The organism is Nocardia sp. NPDC004654 (assembly GCF_040609595.1).
Taxonomy (GTDB): Bacteria; Actinomycetota; Actinomycetes; order Mycobacteriales; family Mycobacteriaceae; genus Nocardia.
Genome location: NZ_JBEXKI010000002.1, coordinates 887,644 through 907,498, shown reverse-complemented (window position 1 = coordinate 907,498; position 19,855 = coordinate 887,644). Strand labels below are relative to the sequence as shown.

The window sequence follows — 19,855 nt, the reverse complement described above, 5'->3', positions numbered from 1 at the left end:
GATGTCAGGCGTCGACCGCCGCCGCCATCGCGGCACGCGGCGCGGGGCGACCGGTGAACTGCTCCACCTGCCCGTAGGCCTGGTTCAGCAACATCTGCAACCCGCTCACCACGGTGTGCCCGGCGCGTTCGACGGCCGCGGCCAGGGGGGTCGGCCAGGGGTTGTAGATGGCGTCCAGCACCACCGGAGCAACCGCCACCGCCTCGGCCACCAAGGCGCCCGCCGCGGCGGGGATCGTGCTGACCACCGCGCCCGCGCTCGCGCTCGCGCCGCGCACGGCGTCGCTGTCGAAGGCGATCACGTTCGCCGTCATCCCGAGCCTGTCGGCAAGCTCCAGCGCGCTACGGGCGCGTCCGGCGTCCCTGGCGACCACGGTGACCGACTTCGCGCCGAGTTCGGAGAGCGCGAGCAAGGCCGGCCGCGCCGTGCCGCCCGCACCGAGCACCAGCCCCTCCGCGATCTCGGTCACGCCGCCGCCGCGCAGCGCGCCGAGCACGCCGTCCACGTCGGTGCAGTCGGCGCGCCAGCCCTGCGCCGTGCGGACCAAGGTGTTCGCGGAGCCGACGAGCACCGCCCGATCGGTGCGCTCGTCGGCGTAGGCCAAGGCGGCCTCCTTGCCGGGCATGGTCACCGACAGGCCGACCCACTCCGGTCCGAGCCCGTCCACGAGTCCGGGCAGCTGTTCGGCCGCACACTCGATGCGCTCGTAGGTCCAGTCGAGGCCGAGCGCACGATACGCCGCCAAATGCAGCTGGGGCGAACGGGAATGCGCGATCGGCTTGCCGAGTACCGCCGCCTTGCGCACAGATTCACCGTCCACTGTCGAGAATCCCGCTCTGCTGCGCCTTTTCGATATTGCGCAGGTGTTCGGAGTAGCTCTCGGTGAACAGCGTGGTGCCCTTCTGGTCGATCGTCACGAAGTACAGCCAGTCGCCCGGTTCCGGATTCTCCATGGCGCGCAACGCGTTCAGCGAAGGCGCGGAGATCGGGTTGGCGGGCAGGCCGGACATCGCGTAGGTGTTCCACGGGGTGCGGGTGGCCCGGTCCTCGTCGGTGGTGGCGACCTCGGTGCGGTCCAGCGAGTAGTTCACCGTCGAGTCGAATTGCAGCGGCTGCTCGACTTCCAGCCGGTTCACGATCACCCGCGCGACCTTCGGCATGTCCTGCGGCAGCGCTTCCCGCTCCACCAGGGACGCCGCGATCAGCGTCTCGTAGGGGCTGAGCTTGTTCTTCCCGCTGGAGCTCAGCAGCCCGGTGGACTCGTAGCTCGCTGCGCTCGAGGTGATCAGCTGGCGCAAAATCTGCTGCGGGGTGCCGCTGGGGTCGAAGTCCAAGGTGCCCGCCGCGATCAGACCCTCGATCTGCCGCTTGCGGTCCGGCGCTTCGCGCACCGACTGCTCGGCCCAGGACGGCACGCCGAGTCCGGCCAGATCGGCGCTGGAGCCCGCGGCGTCGAGTTCCTCGTAGGTCACGCACTTCTGCTGCGCACCGGTGCCGATGCAGCTGGCGGCGGCGATCTTGGTGTAGATCCCCTCCTTGCGCGCCCCGGTGTTGACGTCGTGCTGGTCGTGCAGCTGACGTCCTTCGGAGATGACCAGGTTGCCGACACGCGAGTTCTTGCCGAGCAGCGCGGCGACCGCTTCGGCGGCGGGACTGCGGCTGGGGATCTGGTAGTACCCGGGCTGCACCGAGCTCATGTTCGAATTGCGCACGGCCGCTTCGAAGAACGCTCCGGTGCTCGCGACGACGCCCTTCTCGACCATGGTCTCCGCGATCTGCGACGAGGTGTCGCCGGGGTGCACCTGCACGACGACCAGCGGCCCGGCGGGGCCCGCGAAATCCTCCGGCGGCTCGAATTCGCCGACCAGCTTCTTGACCGCGAAACCTCCCGCGCCGATCAGCAGCACCGCGAGCACGCCGCCGATGAGCCACATGTTGCGGCGCTTGCGCTTGCGCTCGGCCGCTTTGCGGGAGGCCACCCGGGAACGCTTGCGGCGCGAACCGCGCGCCGGCCGTGACTCCTTGCCCTTGGCCGCGAGCTTGCGAGCCGACGATCGCGGCGCGCGCTCGGGCGGCTCCAGCGGTTCCGGCTCGTCGTAGTCCGGCTCGTCGTCGTAGCCGTCGTCCTCGTACAACGGCTGATCCTCGTACCGGGGCTCGTCGTCGTAGAGCGGCTCGTCGTCGTCGGTGTAGCGGGGGATGACGGTGGTGTCGTCCTCGTAGTCGTCCCAGTCGTGCGGCCCGGCCGACCGGCCGCCGGTATCTCGTCCGTCTCTGTCCCAGGCTCGGTCGTCCCGTCGGTAGCGCCGATCAGCCTCGCGCTGTCGGTACCGTTCCTCGGCCCGCGCCCATCGATCAGTCATGCATCGTCTCCGGACGACACATCCCGCGTCGCTTCCTCGAACGACCTCAACACCGCACTCCGTTCGTCCAACCATCCTTGCAGGATCGACACGGCCGCCGCCTGATCGATCACCTGCCGCTGGCCACGCGCGCGAACTCCACTGTCCCGCAATGCACGTGCAGCTGACACCGTAGTCAAACGTTCGTCGGAAAGCCTGATCGGCACGGGAGCAATCTCTGCTCGCAAACGTTCGGCGAACGCGATGGCCAGCCCCGCCGCGGTTCCCTTTTCCCCGCGCAATGTGCGCGGCAGACCGACAATAACCTCAACGGCTTCGTATTCCCGCACAATTTCGGCAATTCTGGCTATATCGGTTGCCGTACCCGCGCCGCGCGCGTTCTTCTTCGCGCGCGGCACGGTCTCCACGGGGGTCGCGAGTATGCCGTCCGGGTCGCTGGAGGCGACGCCGATGCGGACACTACCGACGTCGATGCCGAGGCGTCTGCCACGGCCGGGATCGGCCGCCGGGTCGGGCCGGTCCGCGGCGTGCGGCAGGCCCGTCGAACGCGAACTCTCGGAGTCGGGCATCACCCGGCGATTTCGGCCACCCGGGCACGGACCGCGGCCAGACCCGCCGCGATCCCGGAGGGGTCGGAACCGGCGCCCTGCGCCATCTCGGGCTTGCCGCCACCACGACCGGCGATGCTCGGCCCGAAGCTGCCGACGAGATCGCCCGCCTTCACGCCGAGTTCCTGCGCGGCCTTGTTCACGGCGACGACGAACGGCACCTTGCCGTCGACGTTGCCGAGCAGCACCACCACCGCGGGCTCGCTGCCGAAGCGCCCACGGATATCGGTGGCGAGGGTGCGCAGATCGCTCGCGGCGACGCCCTCCGGCGCGGCCGCGGCGACCAGCAGCAGACCGCCGAGGCGCTCGGCCTCGTCCACGAACTTGCCGGCCGAGGAGAGCACCGCGGCGATCTTGGTGCGCTCGAGTTCCTTCTCGGCGATCTTGAGCCGTTCCACCAGCTGCTCGACGCGGGCGGGCACCTCGTCCGAGGGCACCTTCAGCGAGGCGGCGACACCGGCGAGCAGCGCCCGCTCCTTGGCCAGATACTTGTAGGAATCGAGGCCGACGAACGCCTCGACGCGCCGCACGCCCGAACCGACCGAGGACTCGCCGAGCAGCGTGATCGGGCCGATCTGCGACGAGTGCTGCACGTGCGTGCCGCCGCACAGCTCCATCGAGAACGGGCCGCCGATCTCGACGACGCGCACCTCGTCGCCGTAGTTCTCGCCGAACAGCGCGAGCGCGCCCATCTGCTTGGCCTTGGGCAGGTCGGTGACGAAGGTGTTGACCGGGAAGTCGGCGCCGACGGCGTCGTTGGACACCGCCTCGATGTCGGCCTTCTGCTGTTCGGTCAGCTGGCCCTGCCAATTGAAGTCGAAGCGCAGGTAGCCGGGCTTGTTCAGCGAACCGGCCTGCACCGCGTTCGGGCCGAGCACCTGCCGCAGCGCGGCGTGCACCATGTGCGTGCCGGAGTGGCCCTGGGTCGCGCCGCTGCGCCAGGCCGGATCGGCCTGGGCGAGCACCACGTCACCCTCGGTGATCTGGCCCTGTTCGACGGTGGTCTTGTGCACCCACAGCTTCTTGGCGATCTTCTGCACGTCGTTGACGCGCAGCTTGAGACCCGCGGCCGTGATGCTGCCGCGGTCGGCGATCTGGCCGCCGGACTCCGCGTACAGCGGGCTGCGATCCAGGATCACCTCGACGTCGTGCCCCGCAGTCGCGGTGGGCACCCGGACGCCGTCGGCGATCAGGGCGAGCACGTGCGCCTCGGAAGTGAGCTCGTCGAAGCCGGTGAACTCGGTGGCGCCGCGGTCGACCAGCTCCTTGTAGATGCTCAGGTCGGCGTGCGCGTGCTTGCGGGCGGCGGCGTCCTCCTTGGCGCGCTGCCGCTGCTCGGCCATGAGCGTGCGGAAGCCCTCCTCGTCCACGGAGAGCCCGGCTTCGGCGGCCATCTCCAGGGTCAGGTCGATCGGGAAGCCGTAGGTGTCGTGCAGGGTGAAGGCGTCCGATCCGGCGATCTTCTTGCCGCCCTTGGCCTTCACCGCGGCCGCGGTGTTGTCGAACAGCGTCGAGCCGGTGTTGAGCGTCTTGAGGAACGCCGTCTCCTCGCCGACCGCGACGGTCTCGATGCGGCCGAAGTCGGTGCCAAGCTCGGGGTAGGACGGCGACATCAGGTCGCTGACGACCTTCATGAACTCGGCCATCACCGGCTTCTCGGCGCCGAGCAGGCGGGCCGAGCGCACGATGCGGCGCAGCAGGCGGCGCAGCACGTAGCCGCGGCCGTCGTTGCCGGGGTTGACGCCGTCGGAGATGAGCATGGCGGCGGTGCGGGCGTGATCGGCGATGACGCGGAAGCGCACGTCGTCGGCGTGCTCGACGCCGTAGGACCGGCCGGTCAACTCCTCGGCCTTGTCGATGATCGGGCGCAGCAGGTCGGTCTCGTAGACGTTCTCCACGCCCTGCAACAGCATGGCGACACGCTCGACGCCCATACCGGTGTCGATGTTCTTCTTCGGCAGCGAGCCGACCGGCGGGTGGCCGAGCTTCGGGCTCAGCTCGCCGCGCACGTCCTGCATGAAGACGAGGTTCCAGATCTCGAGGTAGCGGTCCTCGTCGGCGACGGGGCCGCCCTCCTTGCCGTAGGCGGGGCCGCGGTCGTAGTAGATCTCCGAGCACGGGCCGCCGGGGCCGGGCACGCCCATGTCCCAGTAGTTGTCCTTGCCGTCGCGGAACTGGATCCGCTCCTTCGGGATGCCCGCGACCCGGTGCCAGATCTCGGCGGCCTCCGGGTCGTCCTCGTAGGCGGTGACCCAGATGCGGTCGGTGTCGAAGCCGAAGCCGCCCTCCTCCTGGGACTTGCTGATCAGCTCCCAGGCGAGGGTGATGGCACCCTCCTTGAAGTAATCGCCGAAGGAGAAATTGCCCGCCATCTGGAAGAACGTGTTGTGCCGGGTGGTGACGCCGACCTCTTCGATGTCGCCGGTGCGCACGCACTTCTGGACGCTGGTCGCCCGCGGGTAGGGCGGCGCCTCCTGGCCCAGGAAGTACGGCTTGAACTGGACCATGCCTGCGTTGACGAACAGCAGGTTGGGGTCGGCCAGGATCAGCGAGGCACTCGGCACCTCGGTGTGTCCGGCACGGACGAAATGGTCCAGGAAACGCCGTCGAATCTCGTGGGTCTGCACAGGTATCCAGCCTACCGGTGGGGCGCACCTGGTTTTTCATCGACCGGCCGCTTCGAAAGCCCCGGCGACCTTCCGGCGAACGCGGCGGCCACCGGGCACATCGCGCCCCTCACTTTCCGCGCACGATGCGGCGCAGGCGGTCGACGCGCGGGCCGACCTCGCGTTCATAGCCGTGATCGGTCGGGCGGTAGTAGTCCGCGCCGACGAGATCGTCCGGCGGGTACTGCTGGGCGAGCACGCCGTCGGGGTCGTCGTGCGGGTACTTGTAGCCCTGGGCGTGGCCGAGCAGCGCGGCGCCCGTGTAGTGACCGTCGCGCAGGTGCGGTGGCACGGCGCCCGCTTTGCCGGCGGAGATGTCGGCCATGGCGGCGCCGAGCGCGGCGGGGACCGCGCCGGATTTCGGGGCGGTGGCCAGGTGGATGGTCGCGTGGGTCAGGGTGAGCTGGGCCTCGGGCATGCCGATCAGCTGGACGACGTGCGCGGCCGCGACCGCGGTCTGCAACGCCATCGGGTCGGCCATGCCGATGTCCTCGCTCGCGGAGATGACCAGCCGCCGCGCGATGAAGCGCGGGTCCTCCCCCGCGCTCATCATGCGCGCCAGGTAGTGCAGCGCCGCGTCGACGTCGGAGCCGCGGATCGACTTGATGAAGGCGCTGATCACGTCGTAGTGCTGATCGCCCGCGCGGTCGTAGCGCACAGCGGCCTTGTCCACGCTCGCCTCGACGAGCGCCAGGTCGACAGTGCCGTCGAGCGAGGACTCGGCCGAGGCCTCGAGTGCGGTGAGTGCCCGGCGCGCGTCGCCGCCGGCGATCCGCACGATGTGGTCGAGCGCCTCGTCGGTGACGGTGTAGGCGCCGCCGAAGCCGCGCGGATCGGTGAGCGCGCGCTCGAGCACGACGCGGATGTCGGCGTCGGTCAGCGAACGCAGTTGCAGCACCAGCGAGCGCGACAGCAGCGGCGATACGACCGAGAACGACGGATTCTCCGTTGTCGCGCCGACCAGCAGCACGATCCGGTTCTCGACCGCGGCGAGCAGCGCGTCCTGCTGGGTCTTGGAGAAGCGGTGCACCTCATCGATGAACAGCACGGTGCGCTCGCCGACCGTCAGCCTCCTGCGCGCCAAGTCGATGACCGCCCGCACCTCCTTGACCCCGGCCGAGAGTGCGGAGAGCGCCTCGAAGCGGCGGCCGGTGGCCTGCGAGATGAGCGAGGCCAGCGTGGTCTTGCCGGTACCGGGCGGACCGAACAACAGCACCGACGCTGCGCCGGAGCCTTCGATCAACCGCCGCAGCGGCGAACCGGGTCCGAGCAGATGTTGCTGTCCGACGACCTCGTCCAAGGTGGCGGGCCGCATCCGCACGGCAAGCGGCGCGGCGCCTCCCGGGCCGCGAAAATCCACGCCCGCTGCGCCCAGCGCATCCGACTCCGCCGCCTGGCCCGGCACGTCGAACAGCCCATCGCTCATGCTTTCGACCGTACAACTCGGCTCCGACACGCCCGGTCGAGACCGCAATCCGCCGGACTTACGCCGTGTCGATTTGCGAGTGCGCCGCGCATCGGCTGTGATCTTGTGTCGTGGCTGAAAACGTGGTCGTTTCAGATGCCGTCCCGACCGGTCCGTTCGGCAGGCGCGCGCTACTGAAGGGTGGCGCGGCGGCGGCCACCGCGGGCGTGCTGCTCGTGCCGACGCTCGCGCGCGCGTCCGGTCCGGTGTTCCGGCACGGTGTCGCCTCCGGTGATCCGCTGCCCACCGGCATCGTCCTGTGGACCCGGGTGACGGTCTCCGACGACGCCACGCCCGGCTCGGGCGTCGGGGCGGACGCCTCGGTCCGCTGGGAGATCGCCGACGACGCGGACTTCGCCTCGATCGCCGCCTCCGGAACGGCGACGGCCACCGCCGATGCCGACCACACCGTCAAGATCGACGCGTCCGGCCTGGCCCCGAGTCGCGACTACTGGTACCGATTCACCGCGCTCGGCGAGACCTCGCCGACCGGTCGCACCCGCACCGCGCCCGCTCCCTCGGAGACACCGGACCGGCTGCGCTTCGGCGTCGTCTCCTGCTCGAACTGGGAGGCGGGCTACTTCGCCGCCTACCGGCACCTCGCCGACCGCTCGGATCTGGACGCGATCATCCACCTCGGCGACTACCTGTACGAATACGGCCGCGGCAAGTACGGCGGCCGCAACGGCGCGGTGCGGCCGCACGATCCGGCCAACGAGATCGTCACACTGACCGATTACCGGATTCGCCACGGCCAGTACAAGACCGATCCGGACCTGTCCGCGCTGCACGCGCTGCTGCCGTTCATCTGCACCTGGGACGACCACGAGTCCGCGGACAACTCCTGGTCCGGCGGCGCCAACCATCACGATCCCGCGATACACGGCAGCTGGCAGGACCGCAGCGCCGCGTCGGCCCGCGCCTACCTGGAGTGGATGCCGGTGCGCGCCACCGGTTCGGGGACGAACGTGCAGATCTACCGCAGGCTGCGCTTCGGCACCCTCGCCGAGCTGTCCATGCTCGATCTGCGCAGCTACCGCGATCAGGAGGTGTCGCCCGGCGCGGGCTGGCGCGAGGTCGACAACCCCGCGCGCACGATCACCGGCAAGGCCCAAATGGATTGGCTCACCGCGGGTTTGGTCTCGGCGCCGGTGCGCTGGAAGCTGGTCGGCAACTCGGTGATGATCGCGCCGCTGGTCTTCCCGCCACTGGAGCCCGCGACCACCGCGGCCATCACCTCCGCGCTCGGCGTGCCGCAGTCCGGCGTGCCCGCCAACGCCGATCAGTGGGACGGCTACACCGCCGACCGGCAGCGTCTGTTCGGCGCGATCACCGAACATCAGGTCGGCGACGTCGTCTTCTTGACCGGCGACATCCACTCCTCCTGGGCTTCGGACCTGCCGGTCAATGCCGCGAACTATCCCGGCGGACCGACGGCGGGCGCGGAATTCGTCGTCCCGTCGGTCACCTCGACGAGCATCGGCGAGATGCTGGAGGCGCCCCCACGCACCGTGGCGGTTCCGATCGAGGAATCGTTCAAGAGTTTCAACCACCACATGCGCTACGTCGAGCTGGAGTCGCACGGGTACGGGGTTCTCGACGTCACTGCCGAGCAGACCCAGATGGACTGGTTCTATCTGGCGGACGTCACCGATCCTGCGACCGCCGTGCGGCACGGGGCGAGCTTCGCCGTACCGAGCGGCGGCCGGATCGAGCCGCGTCCGACGCCCATCCTGTGATCGCCGCACTGGCGGTTCGCTGAGCGCTCCGAGCGCTGAGCTCGCCCGGCGACTACTCCGACCAGCGCTCTTCCAGCATCGCCGACACCTCGTCGGCGAAGTCGCCGATCACGTCGTCGCCGGTGCAGCGCGCGTCCTCGGCGAGCGCGGCCCAGCGGTTGATCAGCGCCGCCGAGCGCGGTACCGACAGGCCGTGCTCGCGGGCGGCCGCGATGCGGGTGTGGTCGGCGGGCAGGAACCAGTAGGTGGTGAGCCACACCCAGATGAGGCGCGCCTCCAGGATGCGTTCGGCGAGCACCTCGTCGTCGGCGAGCGCCGGGAACACCCCGACGACCTCGGAACGCCACGCCTCCACCATCTGCCTGGCGCGATCCCTGGACAGCTCGAAATCGCACAGGCAGCCGGGGAAGGAGACCAGCGCGTAGGCGATGTCCAGGGTCGCATCGCGGAAGCCGCCCCACTCGTAGTCCAGGAACCTGGCGCCCTCCTGGTTGAGGATGACGTTGTCCGGGCACAGGTCCGACGGGCTGAACGCGCGGAACCGCCCGGCCGAGAACAGCCGGTTGCCGCGCACGATGCGCTCGGCGATCTCACCGGGCACCTCGATGCCCAGCTCGCGTTGCAGCATCCCGGGCACTTCGGAGATCGCGGACTCGGCCTGCTGGGCGATGCCGTCGACCCGGTGCACCACCTCGACGCGGCGCAGCAGCGCGACGAAATCGGCCTCGCGCCCGACGGTCGCCGCGTGCATCCGGCCCAGCGCCTGCGCGAAGGCCATCAGCGCGTTGCGGGTGGCGGGCTCGGCGCCGGACTGCAGCACCGCGGTCATCCTGGCGTTCTCGCCGAGATCGGACAGGATGAGCAGGCGGTCGGGCAGGCTGTGCGCGATCAGGTACGCGCCGGGCCGCTGCTCGCGGCTGAGCGCGGTGGTGAACTGGTAGGAGACGGCTTCCCGGAGGAACGCCGAATCGATGCTCGCGACGCCGGGGGCCAAGCCTCCGGTGCGGCGGTCCTGAGCGGCTCCGCGCACCTGCTTGACGATCAGCGTCCGGGGTAGCGAGAACGAGTTCTCGGCAACACGCACACGTAGGACTGTCGTCCTACCACTACCGCTGAGTTCCATCGGATCGCTCAGCTTCACCGGAGCACCCATTCGCTTTGTGAGCAACTGTTGTGCTGCGGACACGACTTCGGCGGCGCGTTCGGCCAATAGTGCGGTCATCGCCTCTCAAGCTACTCGCATGGGGTCACTTCTAGCGAGCGGTTACGCAACCTTTCCGCTTCGCTCGGCGTGTCTCGTGTCGCGGGCGCGGACGAAAGCCGTGCTCGCTTGACACCATTGCACGCATCCGGTTTTCTCATCGTGAACTGCTGTGCGCCACATCGCAAACCAGTTGCGTCGAAAGGTCTCCGACATTGACCGACACACCGTCCTCCGCACCGAAGGATCCCACAGGCGGCACACCCCAGCAGGGCGGTGGAAGCGAGCGGTTCGCGGCTCAGCCCGGGCAGCACGAGAGCGGTGCCCCCTACGAACCGCCATCCGGCGCGGGGCACTCACGCCACGAAATGCCTGGTGGAGCGGGGTATCCACAGTTCGAGGGGCCGGGCGCGGCACAATACGGCGCCGAGCCGGTGGAGCCGCCGCCCGCGGTCGCCGCGCAGCCCGCGTACGGGCCCGCGGGCACTGGGCCGGGCGTGTCGCCGGACGCGCCGCAATACGGAGCGTCGCCGCACTATGGAGCGCAGCAACAATACGGTGCACCGCACGAATACGGCGCGCAACAGGAATACGCGGCGCAGCAACCGGGTACGATGCCGCCCGGCGCGACGCCCGCGGGAGCGGTACCGGGACAACCGATCTACGGTTATCAGGTAGGAACGCCGACCGGCCTCGACGTCGGCCACGCGATCAGTTATGGGCTGGAAAAGTTCCGAACGAATCCCGCTCCATGGCTAGGAATTACGGCGCTGGGTGTCGTCATCTATTTGATATTCGTGTTGATGGTCCAGACATTCGAACCGAACTCGCTGCTGCCGCTGATGTTGCTCTTCCTCGCGGTGATGGCGGCGCTGTGGTTGTTGCAGGCCGCGATGGTGCGCGGAGCGCTGTACGAAACCGACGGCGCCAAACCTGTTTTCGGTTCGTACTTCAAGTTCGTCAACGCGGGAAACGTCTTGCTGACCGCCCTGCTCGCGTTCCTCGGCACCTGGATCGGTCTGGCGCTGTGCGTATTACCCGGACTGGTCGCCGGTGTGCTGTGCATGTTCGCGCTGCACTTCGTCGTCGACCAGGATCTCGGCCCGTTCGACGCGATCAAGTCCAGCGCCACGCTGGTGGTCAACAACGCTTGGAAGGTGTTTCTGCTCGCCCTGTCCGTCGCGATGATCACCTTCCTCGGCCTGCTGCTGTGCGGCATCGGACTCCTCGTCGCGGGTCCCGTCTCGATCCTCGCGGTGACCTACTCCTACCGCACCCTCACGGGCGGACGCATCGCCCCGGTCTGACCAGAACCGAGCCGACACCGCCAGCTGGCCGGTTCACAAGGTAAAGCTTCCGTTCCACACACCTTCCGTACGCCTCACAAAGCCGGCGACTCTGTGAGGCGTACTGAGCATGTGCGGCAGCCAACGAGTCCCTTGGGCCTGCACAGCACCGAGAGGCGGCGACGGCACGTCTTTGCCGGGTGCGGCGGGAAGCGGCTCCTGGCTGGTGGGACCTGGGGGCGCCGAGAACAGGCAAACCCCTCGACGCGAACGCGCCGTCCGCTCGGAGGCGACAGGCGACTCCGTGCGGACGGCGCGTCGGACGGCCGTGGCTCGGCCTACGGCTCGGTGACCTCGAGCTTGATCTCGACTTTTTCCTGCTCCGGCTTGACGTCCAGACCCGCCTCCTTGCGCTGCTGCGCGGTGATCGGCGCGGGCGCGTCGGTCAGCGGGTCGACGCCGCCGCCGGTCTTCGGGAAGGCGATGACCTCGCGGATGGAGTCCAGGCCGGCCAGCAGGGCGGTGATGCGGTCCCAGCCGAAGGCGATGCCGCCGTGCGGCGGAGCGCCGTAGGCGAAGGCGTCGAGCAGGAAGCCGAACTTCTCCTGCGCCTCGTCGTGGCTGATGCCCATCACCTTGAACACCCGCTCCTGGACGTCGCGGCGGTGGATACGGATCGAGCCGCCGCCGATCTCGTTGCCGTTGCAGACGATGTCGTAGGCGTAGGCGAGCGCCGAGTCGGGGTCGGTGTCGAAGGTGTCCAGCGACTCCGGCTTCGGCGAGGTGAACGCGTGGTGCACCGCGGTCCAGGCCGAATGGCCAAGCGCCACATCGCCACTCGCGGTCGCGTCGGCGGTGGACTCGAACAGCGGCGCGTCCACGATCCACACGAACGACCAGGCGTTCTCATCGATCAGTCCGACCTTGCGCGCGATCTCGCCGCGCGCGGCGCCGAGCAGCGCGCGCTGGGCCTTCGCCGAGCCCGCGGCGAAGAAGACGCAGTCGCCGGGGACCGCGCCCACGTGCTTGGCCAGCCCTTCGCGTTCGGCGTCGCTGAGGTTCTTGGCGACCGGGCCGCCGAGCGTGCCGTCCTCGTTCACCAGCACGTAGGCCAGACCCTTGGCTCCGCGCTGCTTGGCCCACTCCTGCCAGGCGTCGAGCTGACGCCGCGGCTGGTTCGCGCCACCCGGCATCACGACCGCGCCGACGTAGGGCGCCTGGAACACCCGGAACGGCGTGTCCTTGAAGTACTCGGTGCACTCGGTGATCTCGACGCCGAAACGCAGGTCCGGCTTGTCGGAGCCGAAGCGGCGCATGGCCTCGGCGTAGGTCATGTGCGGGATCGGGGTCGGGATCTCGTGGCCGATGAGCTTCCACAGCGCGACCAGGATCTCCTCGGCCAGCAGGATCACGTCCTCCTGGCGCACGAAGCTCATCTCGATGTCGAGCTGGGTGAACTCGGGCTGACGGTCGGCGCGGAAGTCCTCGTCGCGGTAGCAGCGCGCGATCTGGTAGTAGCGCTCGATACCGCCGACCATGAGCAGCTGCTTGAACAGCTGCGGGCTCTGCGGCAGCGCGTAGAAGTTGCCCGGCTGCAGCCGCGCGGGCACCAGGAAGTCGCGGGCGCCCTCGGGGGTGGAGCGGGTCATCGTCGGCGTCTCGACCTCGATGAACTCGTGGTGCGCCAGCACCGCGCGAGCCGCGGCGTTGACCTTCGAGCGCAGCCGGATGGCGTGCCCGGGTCCTTCGCGGCGCAGGTCGAGGTAACGGTACTTGAGGCGCGCCTCGTCACCGGGCTGCTCGTCGAGCTGGAAGGGCAGCGGGGCGCTCTCGTTGAGCACCTCCAGCTTGCTCACGTTCACCTCGATCTGGCCGGTCGGCAGCTCGGGGTTCTCGTTGCCGTCCGGGCGCTGCTCGACGACGCCGGTGATCAGCACGCAGTACTCGGCGCGCAGCCGGTGCGCCTGCTCGGCGGCCTCGCCTTCGCGGAACACCACCTGCGCCACACCCGACGCATCGCGCAGATCGATGAAGATCACGCCACCGTGGTCGCGCCGCCGGGCCACCCATCCGGTGAGGGTGACGGTCTGACCGGCATGCTCGCTTCGCAGCGAACCAGCCAAGTGGGTGCGCAGCACGGGATTCCTTTCGACGACTCCGGCACCGGCGGGGTGTCGCCGGATGCGGTTGCCATCGTAGTTAGACACGTTCGTCAAGGGGAAACCGATATCCGCGCGGCCGTGTCAAGCTGTAGCCAGCAGGTCGCCCGCCAACCGTACGAAACGCCACTAAGGACGATCATGACGTTCAACGAAGGGCTGCAGATCGACCCGGACCGAGCCTCTTCCGGCGGACCGGGCATGGGCGGCAAACTCGCGCTCGGCGGCGGCGCGGGCGGTCTGATCCTGCTGGTCATCACGCTGCTGCTCGGCGGCGACCCCGGCTCGGTCCTCGGCCAGTTCACCGGCGCCGAGAGCACCCAGCAATCACAGCCGGGCACGGCGGGCACGCCCGAGCACTGCAAGACCGGCGCGGACGCCAACAAGTACGTCGACTGCCGGGTCGTGCTCACCGCGCAGAGCTTGGACGCCGTCTGGGCGGCCGAACTGCCCAAGCAGACGGGCAGGCAGTATGTCGAGCCCGAGCTCGTGCTGTTCTCCGGCGCGGTAGCCACCGGTTGCGGCAACGCCACCAGCGAGGTCGGCCCCTTCTACTGCCCCGCCGACCAGACCGCCTACTTCGACGTCCGCTTCTTCCAGGAGCTGACCGACCGCTTCGGCTCCAGCGGCGGCCCGCTCGCCCAGGAGTACGTCGTCGCACACGAGGTCGGCCACCACATCCAGAACCAGCTCGGCAACATCGGCCGCGCACAGCGCGACCCGCGCGGACCCGAGTCGGCGGCGGTGCGCACCGAACTGCAGGCCGACTGCTACGCGGGTATCTGGGCGTACTACGCGGACAAGACGCCCGCGCCCGGCGGCACTCAGCCGTTCCTGCGGAGATTGTCCGACAACGACATCAACGACGCCCTCTCGGCCGCCTCCGCGGTCGGCGACGACCGTATCCAGCGCTCCGCGCAGGGCCGGGTCAATCCGGAGGCGTGGACACACGGTTCGTCCGAACAGCGGCAGAAGTGGTTCCTGACTGGCTACCGCACCGGTCTGGTGCGGGCCTGCGACACCTACTCCGCGCCCGACCTCGACAACCCGCCCGAGCTGCGCTGAGCCGCGCGTCACGACCGGGCCCGCCGATCGCACCGGCTGATCAGGGCGAATGCCGCGCGAGCGGGTTGTCCGCGCGCCCGCCCACCATCTACCGTGAACTGGTGATCAGCTGCGGCGACCGGCAGCGCGACTTCACGCACCACAGCTACGGTGAGCCTGCCCGAAGGCGAGCGCCGTATCCGATCGGACGGCGATTCCACGATCGCCTGCCCGCGGTGAACGCGTGGTCGCATCGAGCGCATCCCAGAACGGTCACCCGGTCGCGTCTCGGCAACGCCGCCGAGTTCGGTGCGGGTTCGCACGCGACCAGGAACACGCCGGGCCTCGCGGGCGCCCGAACCCCGCACGCGCGGACGGAGGCGTCGCCGCGTCGCCCGCACACAGCTTCCGGAGCACGCCGACGTGCGGCCGTCGCGTCGCGCTCCCTCCGGGAGATCGCGCCGTTCCACCGACCGACCCGAGCGGTGACCCTCCCCTCGGTGCTTCCGGACGCGGTGCGTAACGGACCACTTCGAAGGACCTGATGATGCGTTATCTCGCATTCGGTTACGGCGTCGTGAGCTACCTGGCGTTTCTCGCCGCATTCCTCTACGCGATCGGTTTCGTCGGCAATTTCTGGGTTCCCCGCAGCGTCGACGCGGGAGTGCAGGCTTCGATCGGTGAGGCCATCGTGGTCAACGCGCTCCTGCTCGGCGTGTTCGCCGTCCAGCACAGCGTGATGGCGCGTCCGGCGTTCAAACGCCGGTGGACGCGGGTGGTGCCCGCCTCGATCGAGCGCAGTACCTACGTGCTGCTGGCCAGTCTGGCGCTGTTCCTGCTCTATTGGCAGTGGCGGACGATGCCCGCCGTCGTCTGGGATGTCGAGGCCACCGCGGGCCGCGTCGTGTTGTGGACGCTGTTCTGGATCGGCTGGGCGACCGTGCTGCTCTCGACGTTCATGATCAACCACTTCGACCTGTTCGGGCTGCGTCAGGTTTATTTCGTCTGGCGTGGCGAGCCCTACCGCGACCTGCCGTTTCGCACCAGCCTCTTCTATCGCGTGATCCGGCATCCGCTCATGCTCGGCTTCCTCGTCGCGTTCTGGGCGACGCCGACCATGACGGCCGGTCACCTGTTCTTCGCCGCCGCGACGACCGGCTACATCCTGATCGCCCTGCAAATCGAGGAACACGATCTGGTGGCGGTGTTCGGCGAGCGCTATCGCGACTATCAGCATCGCGTGCCGATGTTGCTGCCGTGGCCGCGGCACCACGACACCCCTGCGCCGACCGCCCAGCATCGCCCTGCCTGAACCACTACCGCGTCAGGCCACCACCGCATCGACCTGCGGCATCGTCGGTTCGACTCGTCGCGGCCGGTCGGCACTCACCATAGGCCCGCATCGATGCCGCATGGGCGCTACGCTCATCGGCGTCCGAAGCCGCTGCGCCGGAGCGAGTCCGCCCTCGCCGTCCGGTTGAGGCGATCACCCGACGCTGCCGAAATGGGATGTTCATGCGGAGAACGTTGTCGATCCTGGTTGTCCTCGCGATGTTGTTCGCGACCGGTTCGATCGTCGCCGCGGCCGATCCGGCCACGCCGGAGGTCCCCGCCGCGCCCGCACCGGAAACGAATCCGCCTGTGCCCGCGGCTCATCCGCCCGTTCTCGTTCCCGCGCCGGTGCCCGCCAGGTCGGCCGTCGCGCTGCTCATCCTGACGACGATGCCGGGCGGCTGGCAGGAACGGATCGATCTGCGTCCGCTGCTCGAGGTCTACGCCGACGGCCGCGCCGTCCGTCAACCGGATGCCATCGCGCCCGAACGGAATCCGAGCACTCCCCCGCGCCAGGTCGACGGCGCGGTCCGGCGCGAGGTGATCGACGCGGCCTTGGCCGAGCTCACGGCGCTGTCGACGGTCGACCTCGGCATGCCCGCGTCGGGCGACGGCGGCAGTCAGATCATCGACGTGATGCCCGAACCACCGGGCCAGAACCTCCACCTGATCGTGTACGGGCCCGACTCGACCGACGGCCTGACCGCCGAGCAGCAGAACGCGCGCAAGCGCTTCGCCGACGTCTACCGCAGCCTGCTCGACGCTTTCGTCGCCGACCGCTGACAGTTGATCGCCGACCGCTGATCATCGACGGCTGAAGGCTGACCGCCGACTACTGACCACTGCCAGCTGACACCGACCACTGTCGGCTGACCACTGTTGGCTGAACTCTGACCACTGTTGGCTGAACTCTGACCACTGTCGACAGATCACTGACGGCACATCACTGACCGCTGACAGCTGACCACTGACGGCCGATAGCTGACGCCTCACGGCTCACGGCTCACGGCTCACGGCTCACGGCTCACGGCTCACGGCTCACGGCTCACGAGAGAATCGAGTCCGCCCTCCCGACTACGCTCCGCGCGGTCGAAAACGGTTCAGGGCGTGCTGGATTCGACGGCCCGCTGGCGGCGGTCCCAGTCCTCGGGACGAATGTGGTGGCGGTCGCGGCGAACGCTGCGGGTGCTCCCTGGCCAGGTGAGGGTGTTGGTCCCGGTGGGCGTGACGAAATAGCTTGTGCAGCCACCGATGGTCCAGACGCGGTCGGCGAGAACGCGGCGACAGTGGGCCACGAAGCGGTGTTGAGCGACGTCGGTCGGGGTGTAGCGGGTGACAGCGCGCTCGCGCATGTGGGCGATGGTGCGCGCGATGAGGCGCGTGGTGGGTTCGATGGCCTGGAACTGGGAGGTGTGCGGCAGCGCGGTATTGGGACCGGTGACGCAGAACAGGTTCGGCAGACCGGCGAAGGCGATGCCGCGATAGGCGGCGAACCCGTTGCGCTCATAGCTTTCTCGCAGCGAGAAGGCGGGCGTCCGGAAGTCGGGGAAGCGCGGGATCGAGTCCTGGACGTGATAGCCGGTGGCCCACACGATCGCGTCCACCTCGTGGACGACACCGTCGGCGGTGCGCACGCCGGACGGAGTGAGGTCGACGATCTTCTCCGTCACGAGGTCTACGTCGTCACGCGCGAAGGCCGCGTAGTACTCGTCGGAAACCATCGGCCGCTTGCACCCGAACCGGTAGTCGGGCCGCAACTTCTCCCGCGTGCGCGGATCGGGCACCTGGTTACGCAGCGCGCGCAAGCAGACCTGTTCGAAGACCGGCAGCAAGCGGGGATGGAACTCCGCCAGGTGCACCAGCTCGAGCAACGAGAACACCATGCCACGCAACGCGAGTCGCGCGGGCGGGAACTTCCGCAGCACCGTCCGCACCGGTCCGGCGATCGCACGATCCCCACGTGGCAGCACCCACGCCGGACTGCGCTGGAACGACACCACGTGCGCACCGGCGCGTGCCAGCGCGGGCACGATCTGCACGGCGCTCGCGCCCGAGCCGACGACGGCGATCCGCTTCCCTTCCGGCCGGAACCCGGAATCCCAAGAGCCGGAGTGCATCTGAACGCCCTGGAACTGTTCCCGGCCGGGAACATCGGGGACGAACGGCACGTGCAGCGAGAAGTACCCCATGACGACGGCGCGCGCGCTGATCACGCGCCCGTCGGCCAACCGCACCCTCCACCGGTGCTCGGTCTCGTCGAATTCGGCACCGACGACCTCGCTGTTCAGCCGCACGTGGGGTCGTAGATCGAAGGCGTCGACCACGGATTCGGTGTAGGCGCGCAGCTCGGGTTGGGTCGCGAACAGCCGCGACCAGTCGCCGGGGAAGAAGGAGTACGAGTACAGCACCGACGGCACGTCGACGGCGCATCCCGGATACACGTTGTCGCGCCACGTGCCGCCGACCGACTCCGCGCGTTCGAGAATCACGAAATCGTCTATACCGCAACGCTTCAGATTGATCGCGACGCCGAGCCCGCTGAAACCGGAGCCGATCACGGCGACTTCACAACGTTCGGTGACCTCGCTCATCGCCCACCCTCCTGACCAGCGCCGTTCGTCTCGCGACGGGCTTCGACCCGCATCGGCAGGCTCTCCGGATGGACCAGCGCGCCGATGACGGTCTCGCGCGCCGTGAATCCGGGCTCCAGCCGCAGCCGCCAGCGCCCGCACAAGGTGGCGATCTGCAATGCCACCTGGGTCAGCGCGAATATGTTGCCGGGGCACTGCCGCGCGCCCATGCCGAACGGGATGTGCGCGCCGCGCGACATCCCTGCCGTCGCCTCGGGCAGCCAGCGGTCGGGGTCGAACCGGTCGGGGTCGGCGTGCACTCGCGGGTCGCGGTGCACCGCGATCGGGCAGACGAACAGCATCGCCCCCTCGGGCAGCTGGTACCCGCCGAGTTCGTAGTCGGCGGGCACGTGCCGCACGGTGAGCCAGGGCGAGTAGCGGCGCAGCGTTTCCAGCACGAGCCGCTTGGTCAGATCCAGCCGGGGCAGGTCGGCGAGTTCGGCGGGTCGTCCGCCGAGCACCTCGTCGAGTTCGGCGTGCAGGGCGCGCTCGATCTCCGGATTGCGCGCCAGTTCGTAGAGCAGCCACGTGGCGGTCATGCCGATGGCCTCGGTGCCGCCGACGAGGAAGTTCACCAGTTCGTCGTGCACGTGCTTGTCGGTCAGCGGCGCGCCGTCGTCGTCGCGGGCCCGGATCAGCGTGTCGAGCAGGTCGCCGTGGTCGAGTGCCGGGTCGGCGGCCAGGTCGGCGCGGTAGGCCGCGATGATGTCGGCGGTGGCGTCCTTCAGTTCTTCGACCAGCGCGAGGAAGCGGCGGTTACCTCGGGTGGGCAGCCGGTCCAGCCACGCGGGCCGGGTGACGCGGCGCGCGAGCAGCGTCATGACCTCGGGCAACAGCCGGTGCACGCGCCGCGCGGTGATCTCGCCGAGTTCACCGGAGAACAGCGCGCCCGCCACGGTGCGCAGCGCGAGGTCGTGCATCTCCTCGTTCGCCGCGAGCGTCGCGCCGTCGCGCCACTGGTCGGCCCGTGCCCGCCCCATCGCCGTCATCACGGTGGCGTACTGGGCGATTCGCGCCTTGGCGAACGCGGGTGCGATGAGCCTGCGCGAACGCCGGTGTGTCGCACCGGAGACGACGGTGACGCCGCTCCCGAGCAACAGTTCGGCGCGCTCGATCATCGAGCCCTGATCCGACAGACCGGCGAATGCCTCCCTGATCAGCTCCGGTTCGGTGACGACATACGTTTCGTAGCCGGGGATTCCGATACGGACCACCGGTCCGTGGGCCGACAGTGTGGACAGGAACCGGTGCGGTGTGCGGCCGAAGCGGTGCCAGTGCCCAAGGAACGGCAGCGCGCCGGGCGCGGTGGGCACCGTGGACTCGATGCCCGCGCGGCGTCCCCGCAGCAGAGATGTCACGAGA

Annotated in this window: 14 protein-coding genes; 5 read left to right on the top strand and 9 right to left on the bottom strand. The window is 69.2% G+C overall.

Features of this window, described 5'->3' with window-relative positions; genetic code table 11:
• Positions 1-4 precede the first annotated feature (4 nt).
• The 5 genes from ABZV58_RS09900 to ABZV58_RS09880 form a co-directional block, all read right to left on the bottom strand.
• Positions 5-820, bottom strand: coding sequence for a shikimate dehydrogenase (locus ABZV58_RS09900; protein ID WP_354999740.1), 816 nt, complete (start codon positions 818-820; stop codon positions 5-7).
• Positions 810-2,363, bottom strand: coding sequence for an endolytic transglycosylase MltG (locus ABZV58_RS09895; protein ID WP_354999739.1), 1,554 nt, complete (start codon positions 2,361-2,363; stop codon positions 810-812). The genes ABZV58_RS09900 and ABZV58_RS09895 overlap by 11 nt, the downstream gene beginning before the upstream one ends.
• Positions 2,360-2,932, bottom strand: coding sequence for a Holliday junction resolvase RuvX (gene ruvX, locus ABZV58_RS09890; protein ID WP_354999738.1), 573 nt, complete (start codon positions 2,930-2,932; stop codon positions 2,360-2,362). The genes ABZV58_RS09895 and ruvX overlap by 4 nt, the downstream gene beginning before the upstream one ends.
• Positions 2,932-5,598: an alanine--tRNA ligase gene (gene alaS / locus ABZV58_RS09885; RefSeq protein ID WP_354999737.1), complete on the bottom strand. Its 2,667-nt coding sequence runs from the start codon at positions 5,596-5,598 to the stop codon at positions 2,932-2,934. The genes ruvX and alaS overlap by 1 nt, the downstream gene beginning before the upstream one ends.
• Positions 5,599-5,707: 109 nt before the next feature.
• A complete protein-coding gene (locus ABZV58_RS09880; RefSeq protein WP_354999736.1) occupies positions 5,708-7,063 on the bottom strand; it encodes a replication-associated recombination protein A in 1,356 nt (451 codons plus the stop codon).
• A gap of 110 nt (positions 7,064-7,173) precedes the next feature.
• Here ABZV58_RS09880 and ABZV58_RS09875 point away from each other — a divergent pair, with 110 nt between their 5' ends.
• Positions 7,174-8,841, top strand: a complete 1,668-nt coding sequence (locus tag ABZV58_RS09875) for an alkaline phosphatase D family protein (protein WP_354999735.1) — start codon at positions 7,174-7,176, stop codon at positions 8,839-8,841.
• Between the two features lie 52 nt (positions 8,842-8,893).
• Here ABZV58_RS09875 and ABZV58_RS09870 read toward each other — a convergent pair whose 3' ends face one another.
• On the bottom strand, positions 8,894-10,063 hold the full coding sequence (locus tag ABZV58_RS09870) for a kinase (RefSeq protein WP_067780207.1): 1,170 nt from the start codon (positions 10,061-10,063) through the stop codon (positions 8,894-8,896).
• 347 nt (positions 10,064-10,410) lie between these two features.
• Here ABZV58_RS09870 and ABZV58_RS09865 point away from each other — a divergent pair, with 347 nt between their 5' ends.
• Entirely contained in the window at positions 10,411-11,349 is a 939-nt protein-coding gene (locus ABZV58_RS09865) for a hypothetical protein (RefSeq protein WP_354999734.1), read from the top strand.
• A gap of 317 nt (positions 11,350-11,666) precedes the next feature.
• On the opposite strand, the gene aspS is transcribed toward ABZV58_RS09865, so the two are convergent.
• Positions 11,667-13,466: an aspartate--tRNA ligase gene (aspS, locus tag ABZV58_RS09860; protein WP_354999875.1), complete on the bottom strand. Its 1,800-nt coding sequence runs from the start codon at positions 13,464-13,466 to the stop codon at positions 11,667-11,669.
• 162 nt (positions 13,467-13,628) lie between these two features.
• Here aspS and ABZV58_RS09855 point away from each other — a divergent pair, with 162 nt between their 5' ends.
• From ABZV58_RS09855 to ABZV58_RS09845, 3 genes are all read left to right on the top strand, one after another.
• Entirely contained in the window at positions 13,629-14,552 is a 924-nt protein-coding gene (locus ABZV58_RS09855; RefSeq protein WP_354999733.1) for a neutral zinc metallopeptidase, read from the top strand.
• Between the two features lie 523 nt (positions 14,553-15,075).
• On the top strand, positions 15,076-15,843 hold the full coding sequence (gene mddA, locus ABZV58_RS09850; protein ID WP_354999732.1) for a methanethiol S-methyltransferase: 768 nt from the start codon (positions 15,076-15,078) through the stop codon (positions 15,841-15,843).
• A 203-nt stretch (positions 15,844-16,046) separates the two neighbouring features.
• On the top strand, positions 16,047-16,646 hold the full coding sequence (locus ABZV58_RS09845; RefSeq protein ID WP_354999731.1) for a hypothetical protein: 600 nt from the start codon (positions 16,047-16,049) through the stop codon (positions 16,644-16,646).
• Positions 16,647-16,963: 317 nt separating this feature from the next.
• On the opposite strand, the gene ABZV58_RS09840 is transcribed toward ABZV58_RS09845, so the two are convergent.
• Both ABZV58_RS09840 and ABZV58_RS09835 read right to left on the bottom strand, forming a co-directional pair.
• On the bottom strand, positions 16,964-18,454 hold the full coding sequence (locus ABZV58_RS09840; protein ID WP_354999730.1) for an NAD(P)/FAD-dependent oxidoreductase: 1,491 nt from the start codon (positions 18,452-18,454) through the stop codon (positions 16,964-16,966).
• Entirely contained in the window at positions 18,451-19,851 is a 1,401-nt protein-coding gene (locus ABZV58_RS09835; RefSeq protein WP_354999729.1) for a cytochrome P450, read from the bottom strand. The genes ABZV58_RS09840 and ABZV58_RS09835 overlap by 4 nt, the downstream gene beginning before the upstream one ends.
• Positions 19,852-19,855 lie beyond the last annotated feature (4 nt).